The sequence below is a fragment of the Frankia sp. R43 genome (genome assembly GCF_001306465.1).
In the GTDB taxonomy this organism is placed as follows: domain Bacteria; phylum Actinomycetota; class Actinomycetes; order Frankiales; family Frankiaceae; genus Parafrankia; species Parafrankia irregularis.
This window is the reverse complement of sequence record NZ_LFCW01000006.1, coordinates 254,663-279,035: the sequence shown is the minus strand read 5'-3', so window position 1 is coordinate 279,035 and position 24,373 is coordinate 254,663. Positions and strand designations below refer to the sequence as shown.

Below are 24,373 nucleotides of genomic sequence, written 5' to 3'. Positions count from 1 at the left end.
CTGGCGGCCTGGAACTGCTGAAGGCCTGGCGTTGCTGGGTGGCAAGGTGCGGGACCTGGCTGGACGGTGACTACCTGCGTCAACCGTGCGAGCCCGACCACGCGCCGAACCAGACCCCTGCCGTGATGCCCGGGGCCGCACTGCCGGTGGTGCGCTGCGCTAGGTGCCGGGGGCTGGGGACGGGGCCGCGTCGCTGGGGCCTTCGCCACGGATCCGCGTGTCTGCCGGCGGGGCCGTTGGCTCCACCGACTCCACGTCAGCTGTGGACGAACCTGTGGACAACTCTGTGGATGATGTGGACAACACCTGCGGCCCTGGCCTGGGCGCAGGCGCCTGGGCCCGCTCGGTCTCGATCAGCTCGTTGAGCCACCGAACCTCGCGCTCGACCGATTCGAGGCCGTGGCGCTGCAGCTCGAGGGTGTAGGAGTCGAGCCGCTTCTGGGTGCGGGTCAGCGCCGAGCGAACCTTCTCGCCACGCTCCTCGAGTCGGCCGCGCCGCCCCTCGAGGATCCGCAGCCGCACCGCCGCGTCCGTCTTGGAGAAGAAGGCGAAGCGGACGCCGAACATCTCGTCCTCCCAGGAGGACGGCCCACCTTCACCCAGCAGATCGGAGAGCTTCTCCTTGCCCTCGGCGGTGAGGGTGTAGACGACCCGGCTGCGCCCGCCGATCCGGGCGGCCGCGCCGGCGTCGTCCGCGGTCACGAAACCGGACGCCTGTAGCCGGCGCAGGCAGGGATACAGCGAACCATAGCTGAAGCGGTGGAAGGACCCGAGCACGGCGGCGAGTCGCTTGCGCAGCTCGTAGCCATGCATGGGGCACTCCGACAGGAGCGCGAGCACCGCCAGCTCCAACATGCGCGCTCACCTCCCGCGGCAGCTACCAGGCCCGCACCGGCCCGGTGGCCCGGACCTGTGTATCGGCTCCGTGTGTATCGGCTGTGTGTATCGGAGCTGTGTATCGACTAGTACTGTCGCACCGACATATCGATGCGATACATCGAGGATAGACGCCTCGGTACGCCCACGGCAACACCGGATTGCGTACTGGCGACCGGACGATGACAGATCGAGGATTCGCCGCAGGTCAGAAGCACTGCGGTGGATGGACACGAGGGTTCGGCGCCGGCTCGTGCGACGCCGCTGCCGGGTGACATCCGCGCCAGGCACGGTCCGGGCCCGCCAGGCCGGGTCGGGCGCCCGGGAGCCGCCGCCGGCGAAAGGCGTGGAGCGCGTCAACTTCTGTCGTTACCGTCTGCCCGGCGACCGCCGTCGGCGTACCGTGGCAGGCATGCGTCCACGGTCGGTCATCGACTATGCGCTCGCCCGCAGGGCGACGCTGGGCGACCTGTTCGCGGGCCGGGTCTCCTCGGCCGACGTGTGCGACGCACATCCCTACCTGGTACGGGCGGCCAGGTACCACGGCGAGCCGACGAAGAAGCGGTGCCCGGTCTGCCGCGGCGCCGACCCGCTCATCAACGTCACCTATACCTATGGTGACGAACTGGGGCCCAGCTCGGGCCGGGTGCGAGCCACCAAGGAACTGCCCGGCCTGGCCACCCGCTACAGCGAGCTGAACGTCTACGTGGTCGAGGTCTGTCCGCCCTGTGGCTGGAACCATCTGATCACGTCGTACGTGATCGGTACCGGTGAGCCACCGGCCAGGAAGCAGTCACGCCGACGGGCCGCCGACACCTGAGAGCCTCGGCCGAGCTCCGTCGCCTTGATCGGCCTGTGTCGGTCCAGGCCGCCTACACTTCGGTGCCCTCTCGTGGGTGGTCGAATCTGGCATGAGATTCTGGTCTGCCATGTGGGCTTCCACGTGGGTGCGGCCGACTTCGGCGCGGTGGCGCGGGTTCGGGGAGCGCTGGCCGGATCATGGCCTCAGCACAGTGACCGGGGGGCACACGGCGAACGGACGGGGTAGCTGGTGAGTACTCCCTATAGCCAGGGTGCACGGCCGAACAGCCAGGGTGCACGGCCGGCAGGCACTCGTGCCGGCGACGGGCAGCCATCGCCTGACGGCCCGCGGCCGGCCGGTGGGCCACCGGACCGACGCTTCGACTCCGCCGGGGACCCGGCCGCGACCTCGGTGAGCAACCCCGAGCCCGCCGGCTGGGCGCCCGATCCCGGTGCCGCGGCTCGCCGCCGGGCCGCTGCCGGCCGTGACGGTGGCGACTCCACCGCCGGCCGTCGAGCCGCCGGCCCCAGCGGCCCTGACTCCAGGGGCCCTGACTCCAGGGGGCAGGGCTCAAGCGGCCCGGGCTCCAGCGGGTCGGGCGACCAGCGGGCCGCCTCCGGTCAGCCCGCGCGGCCCACGACGGGGCCGCGCAACGCGGGTGCGGGTGCGGGAACCGGTCCGGCGTCCGGCGGGCGGGGCTTCTCCGACCGTGCGGAGGGCAGCCGATCCGGTTCCCGGCAGACCGGTGCGGAGCGCACCGGGTCCGGGCGGGTCCTCAACCCCCGCAGCACCAACCCGCGCAGCACCAGCCCCCGCAACACGTCGGCCGGCCGCACCCCGCCCACGGGCGGACCTGCCCGCGGCGACGTCGCCGGGCCCGGCCCGGCTGGCGGGCCCGGCGGTCGCGGCGGCTCCGGCCGCCCGCAGGCCGGCGGCGCGGGTGCCGACTCCACCGCCCTGCTCAACGGGGGGCCGGCCGCGGATCGCCCGTCACGACCGGTGGCGGGCCGTGCCGCCGCCGCACGTGCCCGGGCCACCGGCGCCACCGGCGCCGCGGGAGGAGCGGGAGGAGCGGGAGCCACGGCGGGAGCTGGCGGCAGCCGGAGCGAACGACTCTCCGGCGCCACCACCCGGCTGCGTGCCTACCGCCCGGGCGGGGGGCGTCAGTCGCCGGCCGACCAGCCACCCGGCCAGGTGAACGCCCTCTACGACACCGTCGACCAGGCCGCGCTGCGGCGGGTCGACGTGCACGAGCGCACCGCGGACGCGACTGTCTACCGCAAGGTGGCACGCGGCGGCGCTGCTGTCGACGGGATCGACTCGCTGGACTCCCTGGACCGCGACGGGCGCTCCGGCATGTCGGCGTCCCGGATGGGCGGCGCCGATGGGCGGCGTCCCGGTGGCCCTCAGGGCCCGGGTGGGCGGACCGGACCACGTTCCGCCACGAACCCCACCGGGGCACGCGCCGCCGTCGGTGGCCGCGGGAACCCCCGGCGCAACGTGGGCCGGCATGGCCCGAGATGGTGGCGTAACCGCCCGCGCTGGTTCCGCCGCCTGGTGCTGGCCAGCTTCCTGTCCGGCTCGCTGCTGTTCGTCGCCGGCCTCGCGGTGATCTATGCGGCCACCCGCATCCCGCTGCCCGACGAGGTCAAGACCGACCAGACCTCGATCATCACCTGGGCGGGCGGTGGCGAGATCACCCGGATCGGGACGGTGAACCGTACCGACGTCCCGCTCTCGCAGGTGTCGAAGGACGTCCAGCACGCGGTGCTGGCCGCCGAGAACAAGGACTTCTACAGCGAGCCCGGGATCTCCCCGAAGGGCATCGCGCGAGCGATGTGGGTGAACGTCACCGGCGGTGAGATCGCCCAGGGTGGCTCGACCATCACCCAGCAGTACGTGAAGAACGCGTATCTCACCCAGGACCGCACGTTCACCCGGAAGATGCGGGAGATCGTGATGGCGGTGAAGATCTCCAGGAAGTACTCCAAGGACCAGATCCTGGAGTTCTACCTGAACACGATCTACTTCGGCCGCGGCGCCTACGGCATCGAGGCGGCGTCCAAGGCGTACTTCAACAAACCGGCGTCCCAGCTGACCGCGGGTGAGGGTGCGGTGATCGCCGGGCTCATCCGGTCGCCGAACTACCTGGACCCGAAGGAGAACCCGAAAGACGCGGAGGCGCGGTGGAAGGACGTCGTGGCCACGATGGTCGCCGAGGGCTGGGCGCCGGCCTCGCTGGCGAACGAGAAGCCACCGGCGGTGATCGACAAGAACGAGGGCTCCTCCTACACGTCCTCCGACCAGGTCGGCTACATCCGCGATCAGGTCCTGAAGGAGCTGGACGACAAGGGCATCACCGAGGACCAGATCAACCGGGGTGGCCTGCGCATCACCACGACGCTGGACGAGGCCAAGCAGACCGCGGCCTTCCAGGCGGTCAGCAAGGAGATCGGGACGGCCTACGCGGCCGTGCCCGAACTGCGCACCGGCCTGGTGGCGGTGAAACCGGGGACCGGTGAGGTGCTCGCCTGGTACGGCGGCTCCCTGTACGGCAAGGGTGAGAACGGCCAGGAGCAGTACGAGGACAACGTCGGGACCGCGGAGGTCCAGCCCGGCTCCACCTTCAAGACCATCACGTTGGTGGCAGCCCTGAAGGCGGGCATCAGCCTCAAATCGACCTACCACGCCCCCGCTCATATGAACATCGGCACCTACGAGTTCAGTAATGACGAGAGCGAACCGGGTGATCTCGGCTATCCGGATCTGATCGAGTCGACCGCCGAGTCGATCAACACCGTGTATGTCCCGCTGGGTAACGACATCGGTGTCAACAACATCATCGAGACCGCTCATGACATGGGGATCGACGCGGACACCAAGCTGGAGGACGTCGCCGGTGTCACCCTCGGCAAGGACGGCGTCACGGCGCTGGAGATGACCGACGTCTACAGCACCCTGGCCAGCGGGGGCTACCAGGCGACCCCGCACATCGTCGCGACGGTCGAGGACAACTCCGGCGAGGTCATCCTGCGCGGCGGGGACAGCGCGCAGACCTCCAAGGACCCGGTGATCCCGCCGAGTGTCGCGCGGGACGCGACCTACGCGCTGCAGGCCGTGATCGACCACGGCACCGGCACGAAGGCGAAGCTCGCGGACAACCGGCCGGCGGCCGGAAAGACCGGCACCACGGACAACTTCCGCTCCGCCTGGTTCTGCGGGTACACGAAGGAGATCGCCTCCTGCGTGAACATGTTCCGCGGCCAGGGCAGGGAATCGGACCAGCTCAGGGGGATCCCCGGCGTTACGAACGGCGTCGTCTACGGCGGGACCTACCCGGCGAGGATCTGGAAGACGTTCATGGACGCGGCCCTGAAGGGCGAGCCGATCAAGCAGTTCGACCCGCCGGCCTACGGCGGGTCCGTCACGCTGCGCAGCCCGTCGCCGACGCCGGAGCCGACACCGTCCGACCTGCCGAGCCAGACGCCGGTCGGTGGCACCGACGACTGGGACATCTTCGGGGACAACGAGAACCGCACCAGCCAGTCCCGGCAGACCAACCGGGCCACCTCGGGCACCAGCGGCCAACAGACGACACGCCCACAACCGACGAGGTCGCCGACAGGCATCGTCGGCGACATCTTCGGCGGGCATTAGCTGCCGCCGCTGCCGGACAGGATCTGAGGACCGTGGTCGTGACAACGACCGCGGTCCTCAGATCTTCCGGCGGTGGCACGGGGCCCCACGGGCGCCTGATCAGTGTCGTCGAACGGGCACTCAGGTCCGTGTACCAGAATGACCCGCATGGCCACGACCCCGGCGTTGCCCACCCGGTCCAGCCCGGCGCAGAACGACCCCGTGGTCGCGGGCGCCAGCGAGCTGATCGGGGGGCCGCCCGGGCGGCACGCCGTCGTCGGTACCACGCGGACCTGGTGGAGCCCGCTACGGGTGCTGATGCTCTTCGTGGTCATCACCTGCGTGCTCGGCTACGCGCAGAAGTCCGGCTGCCGCGACACCCGTAACTGGACGGACGAGTACCAGTACACCCGGATGTGCTACTCGGACGTGGTCGCCCTCTACAGCCAGGAGGGCCTGGTAGACGGCAAGATCCCCTACCTGGACTACCCCACCGAGTACCCGCCGCTCATCGGCGCGGCGATGCAGCTCGTCTCCTCGTTCGCCGGCCTCGGCTCCGCGCCCGTCGCCGTCTTCCGCACCGAGGGCGGGCCGCCCGGCGCCCAGGTCTTCGACCACTACTCGATGGACACCCGCTCGGCGCTGTTCTACGACTTCACCGCGCTGCTGTTCCTGATCGCCGCCTGCGTGGCCGTCGCCTGCACCGCGATGACGGCCGGCCAGCGCCGGGTGTGGGACGCGGCCCTGCTCGCGCTGGCGCCGATGCTCGCGCTGCACCTGCTGACCAACTGGGACATCCTCGCCGTGGCCTTCGCCGCCGGCGGCCTGCTCGCCTGGTCACGCCGAGCGCCGCGACTCGCCGGCATCCTGTTCGGCCTCGGCATCGTCACGAAGCTCTACCCGGTGTTCTTCCTGGTCGGCCTGGCGGCGCTGTGCCTGCGCGCCGGGCGGCTGCGCCCGCTGGTGCGCAGCGTGCTCTACGCGGCCGGCACCGTGGTCGGTGTGTTGCTGCCGGTGTGGCTCACCGCCGGCTACTTCAACGGGACGGACAAGGTCAGCGACGGCATCTGGTCCACCTTCTGGGGCGGCGGGAACTGGACCGCGCTGCTCGACGGCGAGTACGCGGGCGGGCACAACGGCCTGCAGCGCTTCTTCGAGCTCAACTCCGAGCGCGGCGCCGACTGGGACTCGCTGGCCTTCGCCCTGTCCTGGGCCGCCGGGAAGTACGACACCCGCTGGTTCGCGCCGGCGCACCTCGTCGTGATGCTCCTCGGCCTCGCCGCCGTCGGGGCGCTCGCCGCGGTGGCGCTGCGCAACTGGCCCTGGCGGGCCCCGCGGATCATCGGTGCGGCGGCGGTGTGCTGGCTGCTGGTCGCCATCGCCACGCCGCTGCTGCTCACCGCGGTGCACAAGCACGGCATTCCCGTCGGAACCCTGAACGCGGTGACCGCGGTGGCGCTGATCCTGGCCGTCGCCGGGGTGATCGCCCTGGCGCTGCTGGCACCGCGCCGCCCGCGGGTGCCACAGGTCGTGCTGCTCCTCGTCATCGCGTTCCTGCTGACCAACAAGGTCTTCTCGCCGCAGTACACGATCTGGCTGCTGCCCCTGGTCGCGCTGGCCAGGCCCCGCTGGCGGCTGTTCCTGCTCTGGCAGGCCTGCGAGATCTGGGTGCTGTTCACCAGGTTTATGCACTTCATCTTCAACGACACCTCCGGCGCCGACGGAATCGACCGGGGCTGGTTCGTCGGCGCGGTCGTGCTGCGCGACCTCGTCCTGTGCGTGCTCGCGGCGTTCGTCGTGTCGGAGATCCTGCGGCCCGAGCGCGACGTCGTCCGCGCCGACGGACTGGACGACCCGGCCGGGGGCGTGCTCGACGGGGCACCCGACGTGCGCGGTGGGCGCCTCGGGGCTCGGACCCTGCTGCCGCTGCGCAGGGGGGCCTGGGCCGACAGCGCGGCCCCGTCCGGGCCGGAAGATCCGGCCGGAGCGGCCCGCCCAGCCGAGGCTGCCGACGTGGCCGGGTCCATCACGTCCGTCCATGCCGTCCATGCCGTCCACGCTGTGCACGACGCGCCGTCCGCTCGTTCGGTCCTGTCTGCTGAGTCCGTCCTGTCCACCGAGTCCGTCCAGTCCGGCCTGGCTGCTCCGTCCGTCCAGTCCGTCCGGCGTGCTTTGCCGCGGCTTCCATCGATCCTCCGCCCGCGGGGGGATGCAGGGTGACCTCGGAGACCCGGGAGGTCGTCGCGGCGGAGCCGGGGAAGCCGGGCGGCTGGGGCGGCTTCGGCGCGGTGCGCACCGCCTGGGCCCGGCTTCCCGCGTGCGTGCAGGCGACCCTGCCGCTGTGGGTGGCGAGCCGGGTCGCGGTGGCCCTCGCGTCGCTCGCCGGGGCGCGCCTGCTCTCCAACGGCCCGGCCCGGGACGTCCCCGGGCTGACGACGCTGTGGGACCGCTGGGATGTCGGCCTGTTCACCAAGGTGGCTCGCTACGGCTACCTCTCGCCGTCCTACTCGGACCGCACCGAGGTCGACTTCCCTGGACTGCCGCTGGCCATCCGGGCTGTGCACGTGGTCGTTCCCGACTGGATCGGCGCCGGTCTGGTGGTCTCGTTCGTGGTCGGCGCGATCGGTGTGGCCGCACTGTGGCGGCTGGCGGCCGACGAGGTGGACGACGGCGACGCGCGGTTCGCGGTCCTCGCGCTGGTGTGCTTCCCGTACGCGGTGTTCCTCTTCGCCGCGTACTCCGAAGGCTTCTTCCTCGGCTTCGCGACCGCCTCCTGGCTGGCCGCGCGCCGTGACCGATGGCTGCTCGCCGGCCTGCTGGGAGCGGCGGCGGCCTCCGCGCGGGTGACCGGCATCGCGTTCTGCGCCGCGCTCATCGTCCAGTACGTGCTGGTGCGGCGTGCCGCTGGACGTCCGCTGATCGCGAGGCCGGCGCTGGCACTTGCCATCCCGCCGCTGCCGATCGCCGGCTACCTCGTCTACCTGCGGGTCCGCAGCGGGCGGTGGGACTCCTACACCGACGCCATGCACGACGGCTGGCATCGTGCCGTCGACTGGCCCTGGAACGGCTGGTCGCGGACCTGGGGCTCGGCCTTCGACGGCGACGGGGCGTCGACGTTCGTCTGGTTCTGGCGCGGCGAGCTGCTCGCGGTCGTCATCGGTGTGCTGCTCACCGGTGCCCTGATCTGGGGCAGGCGGTGGGGGGAGGCGACGTTCGTCGGGCTCATGACGGTGATCATGAGCTTCACGAACTACTACGCGTCCGGGATCCGTGGCATTCTCGTCGCCTTCCCGCTGTATCTGCTGCTCGCGCGGGCCGGTGCACGCTGGCCATGGGTGCGGGGCGCCTACGTCTGGGTGTGCGGACCGCTCATGGTGATCTTCGTCGTGGCCTTCACCCAGGGCTACTGGGTGGACTGACGCCGTGCTGTGGCGTGCCTCGTCGTGCCGTGGCGTCGTCCGGCCGGGGTGCGGGTGTGGGTGCGACACGGCCAAGCTGATCGGATGCGTGCCCGGCCGGCCGGACATACGCGAGGATGTGAGCCGTGACGGGCGACGACCGACAGGGTGGCAGCGCGGGGCCGACCGTGGCGCCCGCGCGCGCGAACGTGCCGCAGCGGCTGGTGGTACCGGCGGCCGCCGCCGGCGTGCTGGCCCTGCTCTTCCTGATCCTGGCGATCGTGGCGGCCGACCCGTCCCGGCACGCCCGCGGGCTGCTGGTCGTCATCGACCTGGTCGGGGTCGTCGGGGTCGGTGTCGCGTGGGTCCGGGTCAGCCGGCTGCTGAGCCTCGCCGACCACACCGGGCGGGTCGAGTAATCTCGACCAGACATACCGTGTGCCGACGGTGCGCGCGCCTGTAGACGGCGCTCCGCTCACCGGCGCCTGGTTTCCTCCTGCCACGGGTGATTCCGTGGCCGTTAGAGTCCACAGGAGGTGGGTTCAACCTTGCCACGCCACTATGAACTGATGGTGATCCTCGACCCCGAGCTCGAGGAGCGCACCGTCGCTCCCTCGCTCGACCAGTACCTCAACGTCGTCCGCCAGGGCGGCGGGGTCGTCGAGAAGGTCGACGTCTGGGGCCGCCGCAGGCTCTCCTACGAGATCGCGAAGAGCTACGAGGGCATCTACGCGGTCATCGACCTGCACACCGAGCCGGCCATCGTCGCCGAGCTGGACCGCCAGCTCGTGCTGAACGAGTCGGTCATCCGCACCAAGGTGATCCGGCTGCCCGAGCCGAAGGCTCCGCGGGCCCCCCGCCGGGCAGCGGCGTGACGCGAGCCGCCCGTTCGGCGCGTAGCGCGCCGGCACGGGCCGTCCAGCGAGGGGAGTGTGATCATGGCCGGTGAGACGGTGATCACGGTCGTCGGCAACCTGACCGGCGATCCCGAACTGCGTTTCACGCCGAACGGCGCCGCGGTCGCGAGCTTCACGGTCGCGGCGACCCCGCGCACACTCGATCGCAACACGAACGAGTGGAAGGACGGCGAGGCGCTCTTCCTGCGTTGCTCGATCTGGCGCCAGGCGGCCGAGAATGTCGCCGAATCCCTCACCAAGGGTTCGCGCGTGATTGTTCAGGGCCGTCTCAAGCAGCGCTCCTTCGAGACCCGCGAGGGCGAGAAGCGCACCGTCATCGAGCTTGACGTTGACGAGATCGGCCCGTCGCTGCGCTACGCCACCACGAAGGTCACCAAGGCTTCCCGCGGTGGCGGGGGCGGTGGCTTCGGCGGCCAGGGCGGCGGTTTCGGTGGTGGCCAGGGTGGTCCTGGCGGTCCAGGTGGTCAGGGCGGCGGCGGCTACGGCGGCGGCCAGGGCGGCCCCGGCGGCGGCTACGGCGGTGGTCAGGGCGGTGGTGGCGGCGGCGGTTACGCCGGCGGCGGCCCCGCAGACGACCCGTGGTCACAGCCAGCTGGCGGCTATTCCGACGAGCCCCCGTTCTAAGGCGGTCGAATGTCTTCAACGCGCGATCGGAACTCGCGTAACCAAAGAGGTAGGAGCACATCCATGGCCAAGGCGGCCGTGCGCAAGCCCAAGAAGAAGGTTTGCGTCTTCTGTAAGGACAAGGTTCACTACATCGATTACAAGGACACCTCGCTGCTCCGCAAGTTCATCTCGGACCGCGGGAAGATCCGCGCCCGTCGGGTGACCGGTAACTGCAGCCAGCACCAGCGTGACGTGGCGACCGCGGTGAAGAACAGCCGCGAGATGGCGCTGCTTCCGTACACCTCGACGGCTCGCTGAGGGGGATGAGATGAAGCTCGTCCTCACCCAGGAGGTCCCCGGCCTCGGTAGCCCGGGGGACATCGTCGACGTGGCTGACGGCTACGGCCGCAACTACCTGGTGCCGCGCAAGTACGCGATCCTCGCGACCCGCGGCGCCGAGCGTCAGGTCGCGCAGATCAAGCGGGCGCGGGACGCGCGCGCTGTGCGTGACCTCGACCACGCCAAGGAGATCGCCGGCCAGCTGGCCGGTCTGTCCGTGCGGCTGACCGGCCGCGCGGGCAAGGAGGGCCGGCTGTTCGGCTCGGTGACCGCGGCTGACGTCGTCGCCGCCGTCACCAACGCCGGGGGCCCGGAGCTGGACCGTCGCCGCGTCGAGCTGAGCACGCCGATCAAGGCGCTTGGCTCGCACTCCGTCTCGGTCCACCTGCACCCGGAGATCACCGCGAAGCTGACCGTCCAGGTCGTCTCCGCCTGACTTCGCCACCGGTGTCGCGGCTGCCCCCTCGCCGGGGGCGCCGCGGCACCGGTGACGGTCCACCCGCGGCGCCGCGCCTTGTCGTCGGCGCCGCGTTTCTTTGCCGCTGCCACGCGTAGATCACTGTGGATCGGTGTCCGGTCGGCGTGTGCGCCCAGGAAGCGGAAGCGGCAGCGGGACACTTGAGGCGAACGGGATCGGCGTCCACTGGGGCGTTCGGTCCGTCTGGTGGTGTGGTGGCGTGGTGGCGGGGCCAGCTGCGGAGGGTGAGATCGGACGTTAGGGCGATATAGCCCGAATGGGCCAGCCTGCGCAGTAGCCCGAAAGTCGGCTGAACTATTTTCCGTCCACAGGTTGGATCGGGCCGCTGGCCGTTGCGCGCTGCGGGTTCGCGTCAGGATCGCAGGGCCCTGTCCACAACCGGTCGGGGCACTATCCCGAGGTGGTCCCCAGATCTTCCGCAGTTACCAACAGGTTGTCCACAGGGTGCTGTGGACAACTTTTTGGAGCCTCCCTGTGTCTGCGCCTACTGTCGGACCCTCCACACTGGCTAGCTATCCCCTGGATCGGGATAGTCCGTACGGGCGGGGGGTTAATGATCTTGAGGTGGTCGGGCGGACGGGCGAGTTGACAGGTCCCGCAGGCCAATCGAACATAGGTTCGATTTCGGTGGCTGGGGCGGGCCTGCGTCGGATGGGCCCGCCGTTGACGGGCCGGGTTCGGGTGGGCCCAGGGCGGGGGGGTAGGGCGTGAGCGTCACCGATATCAATCGCGGGTCCGGAGCGCCGGTCGAGTTCGACCGGACCCCGCCGCACGATCTTCCGGCCGAGCAGAGCGTGCTCGGCGGGATGCTGCTCTCGAAGGACGCGATCGCCGACGTCGTCGAGGTGCTCACCGCGAACGACTTCTACCGGCCGGCACACGCGACCGTGTTCGAGACGATCGGTGATCTCTACGGGCGGGGTGAGCCGGCCGACGTCATCAGCGTCGCCGCCGAGCTCGGCCGGCAGAACCTGCTGGAGCGGGTCGGTGGGCCCGCCTACATGCACACGCTGATCTCCAGCGTCCCGACCGCGGCGAACGCCGGCTACTACGCCCGGATCGTCGCGGAGAAGGCCGTCCTGCGCCGGCTGGCCGAAGCCGGTACCCGCATCGTCCAGCTCGCCTTCGGCCCCGCACCCGACGTGAGCGAGGTCGTCGACCGGGCCCAGGCCGCCGTGTACGAGGTGACGGAGCGGCGGTCCAGTGATGACTACACCCCCCTCGGGGAGCTGCTCAACCCGGCGCTGGAGGAGATCGAGGCCATCCAGGGCCATGACGGGGCGCTCACCGGCGTCCCGACCGGCTTCACCGACCTCGACGAGCTCACCAACGGCCTGCACGGCGGCCAGCTCTGGATCGTCGCGGCCCGGCCCGCGGTCGGAAAGTCCACCCTTGGCCTGGACTTCGCCCGGGCCGCGTCCATCAAGAACGGGATGACCTCGGTCATCTTCTCGCTGGAGATGAGCCGTATGGAGATCACCATGCGGCTGCTCTCCGCGGAGGCTCGGGTGTCGCTGCAGAACATCCGCACCGGTCGGCTCACGGACGACGACTGGGGCCGGCTCGCCCGGCGGATGGGCGAGGTCGCGGAGGCGCCGCTGTACATCGATGACAGCCCGAACCTGACGATGATGGAGATCCGGGCCAAGGCCCGGCGCCTCAAGCAGCGCAACGACCTGCGCCTGGTCATCCTCGACTACCTGCAGCTCATGTCGTCGCCGAAGAAGGTGGAGAGCCGCCAGCAGGAGGTCAGCGAGATCTCGCGGTCACTGAAGCTGCTGGCGAAGGAGCTGGAGGTTCCGGTCGTGGCGATCTCGCAGCTCAACCGTGCCTCCGAGCAGCGGGCCGACAAGCGCCCGCAGGTGTCCGACCTGCGTGAGTCCGGAAGCCTCGAGCAGGACGCCGACGCGGTCATCCTGCTGTACCGCGAGGACGCGGTGGAGAAGGAGTCCGCCCGCGCCGGCGAGGCCGACCTCATCATCGCCAAGCACCGTAACGGCCCCACCGGCACGGTCACGGTCGCGTTCCAGGGCCACTACTCGCGCTTCGTCGACATGGCCAACTGATCGTCGGTCGCGTCACAACCACATCGCAGCGTCGGACCACGGGCAAACGTGCCACTGGTCGTGGCAGCCGGCCTGAAGTCCCCGGTCCTCGGTGACAGACTGGACGCCATGAGCGTTTCCGGTGTTCCCCCGCGCGACTCCGGGGTGGTCGAGGTCGCGAGGTTCGAAGTCAGGCCTGGCAGCGAGGACGACTTCGCGGCGGCCTATCGGCTTGTCCGCCATGAGCTGGTCAGCACCCCTGGATGTCGGTCCGTCCGGATGACGCGGGGTGTCGAGTCGCCGTCCCGGTTCGTGCTGCTCGTCGACTGGGACAGCCTGGAGGCACACACCGAGACGTTCCGCGGCTCCGACCGGTTCACCCGGTGGCGGGCGGCGCTGTCGCCGTTCTTCGCCGGCGACCCGTCGGTGGAGCACGTCGTGGCGATCGCGGACCGCCCGGAGCCGGCCGCGCCGGGCTCGTCGGCCTAGCGCGCCCCGGGCCAGCCTGAACCGATGGCCACGTTCTTCGAGTACCTCGTCTTCGCTCCGCTCACCGCCGTCTTCTTCGGTTTCCTTCTGTGGCTTTTCGTCGCGATCGTGCTGCGCAGGGTGGTCGAGCGGGTGAGGTTCCGCCCGATCGTCTTCTTCGTGACCGGCTACGCCTTCATCGGCGTGCTGAGCGTCTACCAGCTGATCGGGTACGAGGACCATGACGTCGCTCCGCTGCTGGGCACCGTCGCCTCGTTGGTCCTCGTGGTGCTGATCAACCGGTGGTGGCGAGGCCGGCAAGGGTCGAGGACGGTCGCGCGCTTCAACCGGGCGACGGGGCCACAGCCGGGTTCGCGGCTGCTCGGAGGCCCGGTCGGGTACGGCACCGCCCAGCCGGGGGGTGCGCCCGGCGTTCCCGGAGCACCGGGAGCGCCCGGAACGCCGGGTGCGCCGGGAGTGCCGGGAGTGCCCGGAGCACCGGGGGCGGCTGGCCCGTATGGGCCGTACGGTCCGCCGGGGTACCCGCACTACCCGGGGAGCGGTCCGGGCGTCCCGGGGTATCAGGGGTATCCACCCCACTACCCGGGGTACCCGGGGAACGCGGGTCAGGTCGCCCATCCGGGCTACCCCGGAGCCGCGACGCCAGCCGGTGAGCCGTTCGTCCCGCCGCACGGCCGGCCTGATGAGCCGGGCTGGACGCCTGCCCCTCAGCCGCCGCCGGGCGCCGGCCGTCGGGCCGGGTACCCGTTCGCGGCACCGCCGCCGGAAGGAAGCACCGGTCTGCCCGGGACTCCCCCACCCGGTTCCGCGGAACCGGCCCGCGGTTCCGCGGAACCGGCGCCCGGGGACGCCGCCCATGGGAATCCGTCAACGCCAGGCCCGTTCCCCGCAGCCGACGCGCCGGCGCCGGAGACGCCGGGGCCGGATCCCGACCGGCCGGATCCGAACACGCAAGCGGATATCGATCCGACCTGGCTGGAGTTCCTGGCCACCGAATCCGGCGGTTCCGGTCTCGGCCCCGACTCCGGCTCAGGGTCCGGTCCTGGCCGGCCCAGCGGGCCCGACAGGCCACCGGGGCCGGGCGGGCCTGACCGGCCTGGCCGCACCGGTCGGCGAGGCACGTCCGGGCCGCCCTCGGCGCCGAACGGACCGACGGGTCCGTCGGGCATCGATGACACCGACGGGACCGACGACCCGGGTTTCGGCCCGGGCCGAGGCTGGACGCCCTGACCGGCACCGTCGCCGTCCCGACGGCGTCCCGACGACGTCCCGACGGATGCAGGGCGTAGCCTGAGCGGTGGCGAGCCTCCGGACCGGGGCGCGCCTGGAGTGTCTGCGGTCGGCTCGGGAACCTCGGTGTCGGCCCCGCTGTGCGGGCGACGCGGACGATGTGGATCGGCGCCCACCCGCCCGAGCCCAGGTCTGGCGTCCCGAGCACACCGTCCGTTCGTGCCCCGAAATTCCAGCCCAGAGGTCGAGATGCCCGCTCTGCGTTCCCGCACCACCACCCACGGCCGCAACATGGCCGGTGCCCGCGCTCTCTGGCGGGCCACCGGCATGACGGATGACGACTTCGGCAAGCCGATCATCGCGATCGCGAACAGCTTCACCCAGTTCGTCCCAGGCCACGTCCACCTGCGCGATCTGGGGACGATCGTCGCGGATGCCGTGGTCGGCTCGGGCGGTGTGGCCAAGGAGTTCAACACGATCGCCGTGGACGACGGGATCGCGATGGGCCACGGCGGCATGCTGTACTCCCTGCCGTCCCGGGAGATCATCGCGGACAGCGTCGAGTACATGGTCAACGCGCACTGCGCCGACGCGCTGGTCTGCATCTCCAACTGTGACAAAATCACCCCGGGCATGCTGCTGGCCGCGCTGCGGCTGAACATCCCCACCGTGTTCGTGTCCGGCGGGGCGATGGAGTCGGGGCAGGCCGTCATCACCGGCGGGGTGGCCCGCTCCCGGCTGGACCTGATCGACGCGATGATCGCCGCGGTGAACCCGGCGGTGAGTGACGAGCAGCTCGACACCATCGAGCGTTCCGCCTGCCCGACCTGCGGCTCCTGTTCCGGGATGTTCACCGCGAACTCGATGAACTGCCTGACCGAGGCGCTGGGCCTGGCGCTGCCGGGCAACGGGTCGGCGCTGGCGACCTCCGCGGCGCGCCGCGGCCTGTTCGTCGAGGCCGGCCGCCTGGTCGTCGACCTGGCCCGGCGCTACTACGAGAAGGACGACGAGGCCGTCCTGCCGCGCTCGATCGCGACCGCGGCCGCGTTCCGCAACGCCTTCACGGTGGACGTCGCGATGGGCGGCTCCACGAACACGGTGCTGCACCTGCTCGCCGCCGCCGTCGAGGCCGGTGTCGACGTCACGCTCGACGACATCGACCAGATCTCCCGGTCGGTGGCCTGCCTGTGCAAGGTGGCGCCGAGCTCGACCGACTACTACATGGAGGACGTCCACCGGGCCGGCGGGATCCCGGCGATCCTCGGTGAGCTCGACCGCGGTGGGCTGCTCGACCCGAACGTGCACAGTGTGCACGCGGCGAGCCTGCGCGAGTTCCTCGATCGCTGGGACGTGCGCGGCGCGGATCCGTCCCCGGACGCGGTCGAGCTGTTCCACGCGGCGCCCGGCGGGGTGCGTACCGTCGAGCCGTTCAGCTCGACGAACCGGTGGGACACCCTCGACACCGACGCGGAGAAGGGCTGCATCCGCTCGGTGGCGCACGCCTACTCGGCCGACGGTGGTCTCGCTGTGCTCCGTGGCAACCTGGCGCCCGACGGCGCCGTGGTGAAGACCGCCGGCGTCCCCGAAAGCCAGTGGTCGTTCCGCGGTCCGGCTGTGGTGGTGGAAAGCCAGGAGGCCGCGGTCGACGCGATCCTGAACAAGGTCGTCAAGGCCGGCGATGTGATCATCGTCCGCTACGAGGGCCCGCGCGGCGGCCCGGGCATGCAGGAGATGCTCTACCCGACCGCGTTCCTCAAGGGCCGTGGGCTCGGCCCGCAGTGCGCTCTGATCACCGACGGCCGTTTCTCCGGCGGCAGCTCGGGCCTGTCGATCGGCCATGTCTCGCCGGAGGCGGCGCACGGCGGGCCGATCGCGCTGGTGCGTGACGGCGACATCGTCGAGATCGACATCCCGACCCGGCGGCTGGAGCTGCTGGTGTCGGAGGAGGAGCTCGCTGCGCGGCGGGCGGAGATCGAGGCCGGTGCCGGCTACCGCCCGGTGGGCCGGGAGCGCCAGGTGTCGGCCGCGTTGCGCGCGTACGCGGCGATGGCGACCTCGGCGTCGACCGGCGCCGCCCGCGACGTCGGGCTGATCACCGGCTGATCACCGGCTCAGTCCTGACCACCGGCCTGGCGGCCGTCCCGGCTCAGGCCGGGACGGCCAGCGTCAGCGCGAAGTCGCCGTCCGGGTCGGTCCACTGCGCGCTGGTGCCGAGGCCGGCCGCCGCGAGCTCGGCCCGGATGCCTTCGAGCGTGAACTTGGCGCTGATCTCGGTGCGCATCTGCTCGTCCGCGCCGAAGCGGGTGACCAGGCCGAGGGCGCGCACGCTGACCTCCTGCTCGCGGACGCTGCGCAGCCGCATCTCGATCCAGGAGTTCTCCGGATCCCAGGTCGCGACGTGCGCGAAGCCGCGCAGGTCGAAGTCGGCGTCGAGCTCCCGGTTGATCACGGAGAGCACGTTGCGGTTGAAGGCTGCCGTCACACCGGCGCTGTCGTCGTACGCCGCGACCAGGCGGGCGGGGTCCTTGACGAGGTCGGTGCCGAGCAGCAGCGCGTCGCCGTCGTGGAACTGGTCCCGCAGGGCGCGCAGGAACGTCCCGCGGGTCTCGGGACGCAGGTTCCCGATCGTGCCGCCGAGGAAGGCGACGAGCCGCCGGTCGCCCGCCATGCCGCCCGCGCTCCCGCTGTCGCCGCCCGCGGAGCCGGGGAGGAAGGCCAGGTGGCGTTCGAAGTCGCCGACGACGGCGTGCACGGAGGTGCCCGGGTAGGAGCGGAGGATGTCCTGGCCCGCCCGCAACAGGGTCTCCTCGTCGACGTCGAACGGGACGAAGCGACGGAGCACCCCGGCGTTGCGCAGCGCGTCCAGGAGCAGACGGGTCTTCTCCGACGTGCCCGAACCCAGTTCGATCAGCGTCGTCGCCGGGCAGGCCGCGGCGATCCGCGCGGCGTTGGCGGCGAGCACCGCGTGTTCGCGCCGGGTCGGGTAGTACTCGGGCAGCCGGGTGATCCGGTCGAACAGCAGGCTGCCGGTGGCGTCGTAGAACCACTTGGGCGGCAGCTCGCGCGGATTCGCGGTCAGCCCGGTGCGGACGTCGGCGGCGAGGGACGCGTGCCGTTCGGCGGACGCAAGGTGGCGTGTGACAGTGATACCGGTGCCCGGCACGGACCCCGACCCCAATCCGTTGGCTGTTGCGTCCTGCGGTCGGGTGGGCTCGTCGCGGATGCCGCTCGGGTCGCCGCCGCTGGCTCCGGCGAAGGCGGACCCGCGCGCTCCCGTGGCAGTTGCGGGTGTCCTGGATGTCAACGTGGGCCCTCCGTCTACTCGTGCGACTCACAGTAGCCGTTCTAAGAGATCAAACTACTAAGAGTGACTTTGCGTGTGTCGGCCACCAGGAGATGTAGGTCGGGTACGTCGATCCAGCCCGAACTGTCGCCGTTGTTGCTGTTGCCGCTGCCGTCGCTGTCACCTTTGTCGTCGCTGTCGCTGTCATCGCTGGCGCTGGCGCTGTCATCGCTGTCGTCGTCGTCCGGCTCGCTTGCGACGAGAACGCCGTCCGGCCCCGCCCGGTAGCTGAGGGTGTCCCGCCAGGTGGTGGCCACGATCTGGGTGCCATCCGTGACCAGGAGGTTGAGCCGGGCCGGAGTCCCGTCCGGTTCGGTGAGCTCACTCAGGGTCAGTACGACATCCGCCACGGCCTTCGGTAGCGGCAGCCGGGACGTGCTCTCCCAGAGCAGCGCGGCCACGATGGCCGAGTCGCAGCGGGAGTCCGGCACCGGTGCGCCGGGCCGGGCCAGCAGCTCACTCATCGCGGCCTCGGCATTCACCCGGCCGTTGTGGCTCATCAGCAGCGTGCCGTGGGTGAACGGCGCCGTCGCGGTCTCCTCCACCGGCATGCCGACAGTCGCGCTGCGCACGGCGGCGAGCACACAGGACGAACTGATCGTTCCTGCGATCGATTCGTACGAGGCATCCGTCCACATGGGCACGGCGCGCCGGTAACGCGCCGGTTCCGGGCGCAGCGCCGGCGCGTACCAGCCGACTCCGAAACCGTCTGCGTTGATGGTTCCGTGCCGCATCCGGCGTGGCGCCCAGGACTGGCGCAGCAGGCCGAACGGCGGGTCGACGGTGAGCGCCGCGAGCGTGCGAGGAGCCCCGAGCCAGGCCAGATGGCGGCACACAGGTGCCCCCTTCCTCAGGATGGCCCGGCGTCGCGCGCGAGCCGGAACCCGGCGAAGATCTGCCTGCGGATCGGAAAGTCCCAGTTGCGGAAGGTGGACCGGACCGCACTGGAGTGGGTCGCCCAGGAACCGCCCCGCAACACCCGATAACCGGCGGACTCGCCGCCCTGAGGATAGAAGACCTCGCTGTACTCCCGATACGGGAACGAGGCGAATCCGGGATACGGAGTGAATCCGCTCGCGGTCCACTCCCATACGTCCCCGATCATCTGTTCGGCTCCGCACGGGCTGGCCCCGGCCGGCCGGCTACCGACCGGCGCGGGCCTGGCCCGCCCGTGCCCCAGGTTCGCAAGCTCGGACGTCGGGTCGGTGTCGCCCCATGGATACCGCCGTGAACGCCCGGTGACAGGGTCGTGCGCGCAGGCCTTCTCCCACTCGGCCTCCGTGGGCAGCCGCCGCCCGGCCCAGCGGGCGTGCGCCTCGGCCTCATACCAGCACACATGCTGCACCGGCTCGTCCGGCGGGACAGGCTCGACCCGCCCGAAGCGCTGTCGCGTCCACACATCGCCGTCGCGGGACCAGAACAGCGGCGCGCTCAGGTCCTCCTTGCAGCGCCAGGCCCAGCCGTCGGCCGACCAGAGCCGCTCGTCGTCATAGCCGCCGTCGGCGATGAACTCCATCTGCGCCTGGTTCGTGACCGGGAACCGGCCGATGTGGAAGGCGGGCAGGTGGACGGTGTGCGCGGGCCGTTCGTTGTCGTAGGCCCACGGTTCGGTCGACGTCCCCATCGTGAACTCGCCGGCCGGGACCAGGACCTCGTCCGTGTCGCCCGCCGCCCGTGCCGAGATGCCGGCCGTCTCTCCGCCCGGGCCCTGTCCACCTCGGCCCTGTACACCCGGGCCCTGTACACCCGGGCCGTCTGCGTCCGCGGGGTCCGCCAGGACGGGCGGCCCCGTGCGTAGCTGCAGCGTGGCGAGCATCGTCTCGTCGTGCTGGTGCTCGTGCTGGATGACCATGCCGTACACGAACGAGTCGGCCAGCAGCCGGTTCCGCGGAACCGCCTCCGCCCCCGCCCCTGCCTCGGCCCGCGCCCCCGCCTCGGCGCCGGGACGTGGCAGCAGCAGATCGGGCTCCAGCGCGGCGAGGACGTCCAGCACCCGGGCGCGGACGTCCCGCAGGTAGCCGCGGGCCTCGGCCGGGCCGAGCAGCGGCAGGGACGTCCGGGTGGCCCGCTTGTGCCGGAAGGCGTCGTAGATGTCGTCCAGCCCGGCGTGCAGCTCCCTGGCCTCGGTCAGCGCGCGCAGCAGCCAGATCTCCTCGTAGTTGCCGACGTGGGCGAGGTCCCACACCAGCGGCGACATCAGGGGAGAGTGCTGGCGCAGCAGATCGTCGTCGGTGAGGTCGGTGTAGGCGAGGGAGCGGCGCCGGGCGGCGTCGAGCTCGCCGGCCACCGCCGCCGCGGTCAGGGGACCAGGACGCACTGGGACGCCTCCTCGCGTAGCAGCTCCGCCGGCCCGCGGGCGGCCAGGCGCAGGCTCAGGTCATCGGCCGGCGAGCGTCGCCGCCGGGTGTAGCGATCCGCGAAGGCCTCGACGGCGAGGCGCAGCTCCGGATCACCGCCGGCGCGACTGAGCGCCTCCACGGCGAGGTCGACGCACCGCACCGCCGCGCGGTGCAGCGCCGGGTCCCGCAGCCCCAGCCGGGCCGCCAGCCGGGCCCGGCCGGCGACCGCCACACTGGCCGCGAGGGCCTCGCGGGCGGCGAGCGGATCGTCGAACAGGACCGACGCGACGGCCACCGGGACCGGCCAGAGCTCCGACGGCTGCGCGTCCAGGTAACGCAGCTCCAGCCAGCCGCGTGGACGGACCGGCGGGAAGAGGGTCGTCGCATGCCAGCCGAGGTCCTGGCGCGTCGGCCGGCGGGTGCTCGGCGCGGCCCGCCCGCCCGCCAGCCAGTCGCCGAAGGTCGCCCGGTACCCGACGGCCTGATACTCGCCGTCGTCCCCCGCGATCATCATGAGGTGGGCGTCGTGCAGGTACCGCGCCCACAGCCAGGCCAGATGGTCGGTTCCGCCGCGCGGGTTCCATTCGGTCGGCGGCACCGTCGGGTCGGGCAGGACGGGGCCGGTGCGGCTCGGGTCGATCCTGGCCCAGACCTCCTGCCGGCCGGACTGCCAGGTGAGCGGCTGGCCGGCCGGCATCGGCGACGCGGCGAACATCGCGATCAGCACCGGCTCCAGGGCGTGGGCGAGCCGGAAACGCTCGACGGTCTGCGTGACGTCGGCACCGCTGTCCAGGTTGACCTGGACAGACGCGGTGGAGCACATCATCGTCAGCCCGGCCTCACCGCCGACGGCGCGGAAATGCTCCTCCATCGCCACGTACCGGGAGGCGGCCGTGTGGCGGCGCGGTGGCCGCAGCGGGTCCACCCCGAGGCCGGCCAGACCGAGGCCGTGGCGGGCGAGCGCGCCGCGGACGAGCGTGAGGTCGCCGCGCATCGCGGCGACGGCGTCCGCCAGGGCGAGCGGCGGACCGGACAGCTCGAGCTGCCCGCCCGGTTCGAAGGTGAGCCGGCTGCCGCCGGGCAGCGAGGGCAGTGAGGGCGGCGCTCCGGCCCCCGCCCCCGGCCCTGGTTCCGGCCGGCCCGACCGGACGGATGCCCCTGCGGCTCCGGATGCCCCTGCGGTTCCGGGCGCCCCTGCGGTTCCGGGCGCCCCGGTGGTTCCGAGCGCCTCGACGAGGGCCGCAGCCGTCTCGTCCGGCGGGACGGAGCGGGATGGACGTGCGACGTCGACGACGAGCCACTCGAGCTCGATGCCGACCCGGCGGGTGTCCGCCCGTCCGGTGGCGCCTTCTCCGGCCGGGGCTCCCGCTCCTGCTCCGGACCCGGCCGAGCCCTCGGCTGTGGCATCGGTGCTGGTGACGTCGTGGGTGGCGAGTTCGACGAGGTCGTCGAACGACCGCAGCTCCGCCGCGGCGGACTCAGCGGAGGAAGCAGACGCGGATGTGATCTTTATGTGGGCCGCCTCGTCGGTCGTCTCGGGCTGACCGGTCGGGCCGTTGGGGCTGGTCCGACCCGTTTGCCTGCGTCCAGAAGCCTCAGGTGTCACGCGAAGTGGCATCGAGTGGCTCCTCTCCCTGCGCCTCGGCCACGTCGACAGGCGCCTATCGTGAGGGCGTTCTCCCCACAGTGGCGGCTCGGCTACCCCTCGTCGGGCAGCGGGCGCAGCGCCGTGGGTTGTGGGCTGTCTCCACCTGACACTCTCCACCTGACACAAGGCGTGGGGGCAGCCACCACTTCCCAGACGGGGGCGTGTACATCTTCGGTAGTTCTTTCGGTTATTCCACGCTTCCGGGCTGTTGCGGTCGCGTTTTCGATGGAAGTGTGATCCTCACGATGAAGATTGCTGGTAGCGCCCGGTGACCGGATCGCGGCAGACTCGCGGTACCCACCTGCGGTCCCCCGAAGCGCGGCGGCGGTACCGAGCTGACAGGAGGTGGTGACCGCGGATACTCATGATCGCGTGCCGGCTGGCCGGTCGGCCATGGCCGAGTACCAGCGTCGACGGCAGCTGTACGCGGCGGAGCGCGGCGACAGATCACGACGGGTGGCCGTCGTGGCGGCTGTCGGCGCTGCCGGCGCGGGTGCGCTCGCCGGGTTTCTCTGCGGTCTGGGCGGGTTACCGGCCGTACGGGTGGCGCAGGCCGCGGTGCTCGGCGCGCTCGTGGTCCTCGGTGCGTTCGCCATCCGCTACTACCGCGTTCCACCGGAGATCGAGGCCTGGCGAGTGGATGCCGAGGCCGAGCGCCGCACCGCCCGCTCCCTGGACCGGCTCGGCCGCGCCGGCTACACCGTGCTCCACGACCGGCAGCTCGCGGACTCCGCGGGCAACATCGACCACCTGGTCATCGGCCCGTCCGGAGCCTGGGTGATCGAGACCGACACCCACGGCGGTCCGATCAGGCAGAACCCGGCGGGTGTGTGGGCTGGCAAGGTGCCGCTGCGCGCCATGCTCGGTCTGGTCGCGTGGATGGGCGAGGAGGCCACCAGCCAGCTCGTCGCCGAGCTGCCCGCCGGCTGGCAGCTCGAGGCACAGTCGGTCGTCGCGTTCGCGCGGGCGGAGGTGCCGGATGGCCTCGCACTGGTCGATGGTGTCCTGCTGTTGCCCGTGGCCGGGGTCGCGGACTACATCCTGGCCGCCGGCGTGGTGCTGCGCCCGATCGACGTCGCGCTGCTCGTCGACGTGGCGCAGCGGGTCCTGCCGGGGTACGAGGTCGCCGGGCCGCAGTCCTGGCCCACCCGCTCACGGCTGCGGGGGATGCTGCGCAGATAGCCGACACAGTGCCAGACGGTACGATCACCGTCTTCGGTAGCGGGCACGACGGACACACCGTGCCGACTCGGTTCGGGGGTTCGGGGAGCTGGGATGTGCGGGGGGTTCACCGAGACGGAACTCAGGGCTTTCATCAATGTTTACGAAAGCCCGGTGGAAGCTCGGGACTTTCTCAGGAGGGCTGGCTTTCCGAAGGACAGCCTGCCAGAGGTCAGCCAGGTAAATGCCAAAAAGTACTGGTGGATGATCAATGATCTCCTGGAGAAAGGAATACTCAGGGGCGGCCGGAAGCTGCTGCTGGCCGCAGCCCATGACGATTGGCCGGCCAACCCGGCTTTTGAGCCGAGTATGTTCCCGGACATCGACGACACGCCGGCCGAGAGCGTGTCACCGGCCGGTGGTTTTCCGTCTCCCGGCCCGACCGTTCCCGTGCGTGCGGCTGGTCGCCCCGAGCCGCGCGAGCCCGCGGCGGAGGAGTATGGATTTTTCGTCAGCTATGTGACGGGGGACGAGAAGGACCGGGCCTGGGCAAGATGGATCGCCGGTGAGCTTGCACAGTTGGGCCAATCGTCTCGAGTACCGCCTTCGGTCTGTCTTCCCGATGCGGATGCCCCCCTCGCCTCGGGAATGGTGGACCGGACGAAGCAGGATGCGCCGCGGTCGGCGTGGGTGGTCGCGGTGTTGTCTCCGGCCTACCTCGGACCGGACGATGACGGTGCCACCGAGTGGGGTGCGGTGCTCAACGCGACCCGCCGCCATACCGACCGGGTGTTCACTGTCATAGTCGCCGACTGTGCGCCGGCCGGAGTGTTGGCTGAACTGCCCTGGATCAACCTCGTCGGCCTCGACAAGGACACGGCGAGTCGCACGCTCCACCGAGAAGTCCTCCAGATTGTCAACGTGGCCACCAAGTGCCCACCGGAGCGCCGCTGACCGCGCACGACACCCCGTCGATTTCCGGCGGCGGACATCTGTGCGCGAGCCGCGCCGTATGGTGCCGGAAACGGCTCCCGACGTTCCCGGGTGCCATACCGGCCCGGGTATC

20 protein-coding genes are annotated in these 24,373 nt (G+C 71.3%); 15 read left to right on the top strand and 5 right to left on the bottom strand.

Features of this window, described 5'->3' with window-relative positions; genetic code table 11:
- Positions 1-159: 159 nt before the first annotated feature.
- Positions 160-855, bottom strand: a complete 696-nt coding sequence (locus ACG83_RS25685) for a PadR family transcriptional regulator (protein ID WP_054568822.1) — start codon at positions 853-855, stop codon at positions 160-162.
- Positions 856-1,288: 433 nt separating this feature from the next.
- Here ACG83_RS25685 and ACG83_RS25680 point away from each other — a divergent pair, with 433 nt between their 5' ends.
- From ACG83_RS25680 to ilvD, 13 genes are all read left to right on the top strand, one after another.
- Positions 1,289-1,696 (top strand): DUF5318 family protein, encoded by a 408-nt coding sequence (locus tag ACG83_RS25680; protein WP_054569146.1) that lies wholly within the window; start codon positions 1,289-1,291, stop codon positions 1,694-1,696.
- Positions 1,697-2,089: 393 nt separating this feature from the next.
- The gene (locus ACG83_RS25675) at positions 2,090-5,335 is read left to right on the top strand and encodes a transglycosylase domain-containing protein (protein ID WP_369812910.1); all 3,246 of its coding nucleotides are present in this window, start codon (positions 2,090-2,092) and stop codon (positions 5,333-5,335) included.
- Positions 5,336-5,473: 138 nt separating this feature from the next.
- The gene (locus ACG83_RS25670; RefSeq protein WP_054568820.1) at positions 5,474-7,534 is read left to right on the top strand and encodes a glycosyltransferase family 87 protein; all 2,061 of its coding nucleotides are present in this window, start codon (positions 5,474-5,476) and stop codon (positions 7,532-7,534) included.
- Positions 7,531-8,733 (top strand): hypothetical protein, encoded by a 1,203-nt coding sequence (locus ACG83_RS25665; RefSeq protein ID WP_054568819.1) that lies wholly within the window; start codon positions 7,531-7,533, stop codon positions 8,731-8,733. The genes ACG83_RS25670 and ACG83_RS25665 overlap by 4 nt, the downstream gene beginning before the upstream one ends.
- Positions 8,734-8,858: 125 nt before the next feature.
- Positions 8,859-9,131, top strand: coding sequence for a hypothetical protein (locus ACG83_RS25660; RefSeq protein WP_054568818.1), 273 nt, complete (start codon positions 8,859-8,861; stop codon positions 9,129-9,131).
- Positions 9,132-9,260: 129 nt separating this feature from the next.
- On the top strand, positions 9,261-9,587 hold the full coding sequence (gene rpsF, locus ACG83_RS25655) for a 30S ribosomal protein S6 (protein WP_255354775.1): 327 nt from the start codon (positions 9,261-9,263) through the stop codon (positions 9,585-9,587).
- 63 nt (positions 9,588-9,650) lie between these two features.
- Positions 9,651-10,253: a single-stranded DNA-binding protein gene (locus ACG83_RS25650; RefSeq protein WP_054568816.1), complete on the top strand. Its 603-nt coding sequence runs from the start codon at positions 9,651-9,653 to the stop codon at positions 10,251-10,253.
- 63 nt (positions 10,254-10,316) lie between these two features.
- Entirely contained in the window at positions 10,317-10,553 is a 237-nt protein-coding gene (gene rpsR / locus ACG83_RS25645; protein ID WP_006543269.1) for a 30S ribosomal protein S18, read from the top strand.
- A 10-nt stretch (positions 10,554-10,563) separates the two neighbouring features.
- Positions 10,564-11,010, top strand: a complete 447-nt coding sequence (rplI, locus tag ACG83_RS25640; protein ID WP_006543270.1) for a 50S ribosomal protein L9 — start codon at positions 10,564-10,566, stop codon at positions 11,008-11,010.
- 749 nt (positions 11,011-11,759) lie between these two features.
- On the top strand, positions 11,760-13,118 hold the full coding sequence (dnaB, locus tag ACG83_RS25635; protein WP_054568815.1) for a replicative DNA helicase: 1,359 nt from the start codon (positions 11,760-11,762) through the stop codon (positions 13,116-13,118).
- Positions 13,119-13,226: 108 nt separating this feature from the next.
- Entirely contained in the window at positions 13,227-13,586 is a 360-nt protein-coding gene (locus ACG83_RS25630; protein ID WP_054569145.1) for an antibiotic biosynthesis monooxygenase, read from the top strand.
- A 24-nt stretch (positions 13,587-13,610) separates the two neighbouring features.
- Positions 13,611-14,816 (top strand): hypothetical protein, encoded by a 1,206-nt coding sequence (locus ACG83_RS45505; protein ID WP_054568814.1) that lies wholly within the window; start codon positions 13,611-13,613, stop codon positions 14,814-14,816.
- A 249-nt stretch (positions 14,817-15,065) separates the two neighbouring features.
- On the top strand, positions 15,066-16,919 hold the full coding sequence (gene ilvD, locus ACG83_RS25620; protein ID WP_054568813.1) for a dihydroxy-acid dehydratase: 1,854 nt from the start codon (positions 15,066-15,068) through the stop codon (positions 16,917-16,919).
- Positions 16,920-16,962: 43 nt separating this feature from the next.
- Here ilvD and egtD read toward each other — a convergent pair whose 3' ends face one another.
- The 4 genes from egtD to egtA are packed head-to-tail and all read right to left on the bottom strand — an operon-like array spanning position 16,963 to position 22,116.
- Positions 16,963-18,120, bottom strand: coding sequence for an L-histidine N(alpha)-methyltransferase (egtD, locus tag ACG83_RS25615; protein ID WP_054568812.1), 1,158 nt, complete (start codon positions 18,118-18,120; stop codon positions 16,963-16,965).
- 41 nt (positions 18,121-18,161) lie between these two features.
- Positions 18,162-18,995, bottom strand: a complete 834-nt coding sequence (gene egtC, locus ACG83_RS25610) for an ergothioneine biosynthesis protein EgtC (RefSeq protein WP_054568811.1) — start codon at positions 18,993-18,995, stop codon at positions 18,162-18,164.
- Positions 18,996-19,009: 14 nt separating this feature from the next.
- Complete coding sequence (gene egtB, locus ACG83_RS25605; protein ID WP_054568810.1) at positions 19,010-20,476, bottom strand: ergothioneine biosynthesis protein EgtB; 1,467 nt, start codon at positions 20,474-20,476, stop codon at positions 19,010-19,012.
- Positions 20,458-22,116, bottom strand: coding sequence for an ergothioneine biosynthesis glutamate--cysteine ligase EgtA (gene egtA, locus ACG83_RS25600; protein ID WP_054568809.1), 1,659 nt, complete (start codon positions 22,114-22,116; stop codon positions 20,458-20,460). Before egtA ends, egtB begins: the two co-directional genes overlap by 19 nt.
- Before the next feature lie 423 nt (positions 22,117-22,539).
- On the opposite strand from egtA, the gene ACG83_RS25595 reads away from it, so the two are divergent.
- Positions 22,540-23,328: a nuclease-related domain-containing protein gene (locus ACG83_RS25595; protein ID WP_054569144.1), complete on the top strand. Its 789-nt coding sequence runs from the start codon at positions 22,540-22,542 to the stop codon at positions 23,326-23,328.
- A 93-nt stretch (positions 23,329-23,421) separates the two neighbouring features.
- Positions 23,422-24,261 carry a toll/interleukin-1 receptor domain-containing protein gene (locus tag ACG83_RS42860; protein WP_076829961.1) on the top strand — a complete coding sequence of 280 codons (840 nt, stop codon included), beginning with the start codon at positions 23,422-23,424 and terminating at the stop codon, positions 24,259-24,261.
- Positions 24,262-24,373 lie beyond the last annotated feature (112 nt).